This window comes from Pseudoalteromonas sp. AOP7-A1-14, from assembly GCF_052376275.1.
Classification (GTDB): Bacteria; Pseudomonadota; Gammaproteobacteria; order Enterobacterales; family Alteromonadaceae; genus Pseudoalteromonas.
In genome coordinates, this window is the sequence record NZ_JBQSVO010000198.1 from 1 (window position 1) to 2,843 (window position 2,843).

Annotated in this window: 3 protein-coding genes; all 3 read right to left on the bottom strand. The window is 38.9% G+C overall.

The window, feature by feature from the left end; genetic code table 11:
• The coding region (locus tag ACT3RM_RS17415; protein ID WP_444511466.1) for a helix-turn-helix transcriptional regulator at positions 1–218 on the bottom strand (218 nt) is incomplete at its 3' end.
• 69 nt (positions 219–287) lie between these two features.
• The gene (locus ACT3RM_RS17420) at positions 288–1,964 is read right to left on the bottom strand and encodes a DUF927 domain-containing protein (protein ID WP_442449001.1); all 1,677 of its coding nucleotides are present in this window, start codon (positions 1,962–1,964) and stop codon (positions 288–290) included.
• Positions 1,965–1,973: 9 nt separating this feature from the next.
• Complete coding sequence (locus ACT3RM_RS17425) at positions 1,974–2,168, bottom strand: helix-turn-helix transcriptional regulator (protein WP_138626205.1); 195 nt, start codon at positions 2,166–2,168, stop codon at positions 1,974–1,976.
• Positions 2,169–2,843: the final 675 nt, after the last annotated feature.

A 2,843-nucleotide genomic window follows, 5' to 3' on the forward strand; every position in this document is an offset into this window, starting at 1 on the left:
ACACGGTTTCCATTTGGTTTAAAAAAGGGAATCTTCCGTTCATGAGTAAGCCTGTAAAGCGTGCTTTTCTTTAGGCCTGTGAGTTCAGCACATTCTTCGGTATTTAATATATCCTTTCCAATATCAATTGTTTTATCTGTACTGATACTGTCTTGAAAAAGCTTTTTTAATACCATTATATCGTGCAGTATTCGCTGCAACATTTCTTTCTCGGTCATTTTCACTTTCACTCCCTCCCTTTTGGTATCAAATTAAACTGGGTAAACTGGGAAACTGGGAACACCTTATTAATTTTCATCTTTTACTCGCTCCAATTCTGTCAGCTGTTTTCGTACTTCATTGGGCCTAAGTGCGAAAAAGCGTTTAAAATCAGTATTAACCTTTTTCCTGTAGGTTCCCCTGGAGAGTTCATTACTAATAAGCAACTTATGTTGGAGTAGTATTTGAACCTCACGCATGTAGTGTGTTGAAAGATTGAGTTTTTTTAAAAAAACATCTTTGCTTATTAGCCAAACTTCTTCATCATTCAATAACCAAGAATAACCCGCTACCTGCTTATTAGAGCTTTTATCAATAGGAATAATAGTTCGCTGCCAAATAGCTAGATTTTTCCCTAACGTCTTTAGCAGTAGATACTCCTCTGAGTTTCTAGAGTGCCCACGATTATTCAGCCAAGCAATTAGTACACTATGTACCGCATTAATCGATTCATCTTCTGTCCAAGGAAGAATATAATTACGATTTGCCAGACATAATCCAACAGCTACCAGAGCAAAACGCCTAACTACTCGCTGTACCTGCGATGCCATTTTTTCATTAACCCACAGACTAGTTAACCTGCTTACTTCTTTTGTCAGATAGGTATCAAGCCCATCATCCACCTCTGTCAGTAACCCAATCCATGTACGTATCACTGTGCCATGATAGCGCAGACATGATCCTTTAAGCTCATCCACAAAATTTTGTGAGTTAGGGCGTCCATGCAAATTATCGAAAGTACCATGAGCACCAAAAATAGGAATTTCTACCACTCTAATTTGTTGCCCAGCTCGTAATTGTTTACCTAGCTGTTGCAACAATTCAGTTATCCAAACCTCACCACTGCTTAATACTAACGTTCGCCAATGTGAAGTTTTGGCTAAATCACCTGAAACATTGGCTCGCAGCTTCCCTGCGCCATTCATTATTTGATAAATCGCTGTATCAATATCTTCAGGACGTGCCATGCCTATCTCATCTAACGGCAATAGCATATCGTTATGCTCTGATGATACAGCTGCTAGGCCATTACTTGTGGAGATCCAGCTACGAACAAAGCCTTTCCCGCCATACACACTACCGGCTAACTGCAGTAATGTTGTTTTACCGACAGAAGAGGAGCCAACAAAGTGAAATGCACCATTTTCCATTCCCGTTCTGGCTAACAACGGCGCTGCTAATGCAGTACCAATGCTAAAAATAGCTAATGGGTTTCCTCTGCATAATTCACCTATATTTTGCTGCCAATCAATAAGCTTACCCTGCTCCGAAATTATTGGTTCACTCGACAGTTGCCCCACAAAGTAATGAGGCTCTGTTTCCGTGCCTATAGTCCAGTTACTTGTTGAAAAAACTTTCCCGTGCCATCCTGTACGGTTAACTACTATCGCAGGGTTTGCATTGGTCATTTGCTCTAATAAATACTGCAGTAATCGACTCCAGCTTGGCTGAGCGGGTATTAATGGATAACCAGTGTCAATGAGCATATCCCGTATATGACGAGCATGGTCACCATTAAGATCTCGTGCATAAATCACTTCCCGCAATTTAATGCCATCATAGTTTTTCCATTCAAGCAGAACGCCATAACCCCCGCGTTTATCAGATAAGCGAGTGCGTGCAACAACCTGAATCCATCCTCCTATCTTTTGCCATTTATCAGAATTAAGGTAATAAAGACCATCTTTTTGTAACTTGTATTGCATACGTTCCACCTAAAGGTTATTTAGCCATGCTTGAACATCTTGGCAACGAAAACGAACGGCTCTGCCGCATGGATTAGGTTTTATAGGTGCAGGAAACCACCCCATTTTTACGTAACGACGCAGCGTTGCCTGCGATGTTTGTAAAACTGCACACACCTCCTCGTATGTTAGGAGACGTTCTGTTAAAGCTTTTTGTTCGTTCATGATTACTCCTGAATAGTTGTTTTATGTCATGAGCAATCATCTATGAATTTTTAATCAAACCAGAACTGCCAAACTGTCCATTTTGGGCAAATACAGAGGGGTGCAACTTAAGCGATTGATATACAAATAAAAAATATTGTAAAAAGATTTAAAAATGCATTTTAAGGTTATTTATCGAGCTATTTCTGTAAGGAATAGCTGCTAAAGTTTCACATGTGAAAGTCAAATAGAACCACCATCCCATAATTTGACTCTGTAATAGTTGATTAACCTACTTTTTCCAACAGCCTCCGATGAGCCTGTTTAGAGACCTTATAATTTTTTATATCTATTTTTAAAATCATAAAAGTCCTTTACGAGACCCATAATTGCTCTAGCAACTAAATTTCAACGGCACAGTAAGTGGAATTAAAAGATAAAGTTAATTGACGCAAGATAGATCAGTTAATTGACGCAAGATAGATCAGTTAATTGCGTTTGATACAAATCATTCCTCATATCTGGAATAAAAGCAGTTAGGGGATTACCCAACAAATTATCCAGATTTAACGAGTATTACATTAGAAAATATCCAAGAGAGCTTACTTTTCAGCCATGGAATCACATAGCAAATATCCAAATCAGATAGGTATGTGAAGTGATTGGAGAGTTTTCCAGGTCTTTTTTGGTTAGTAT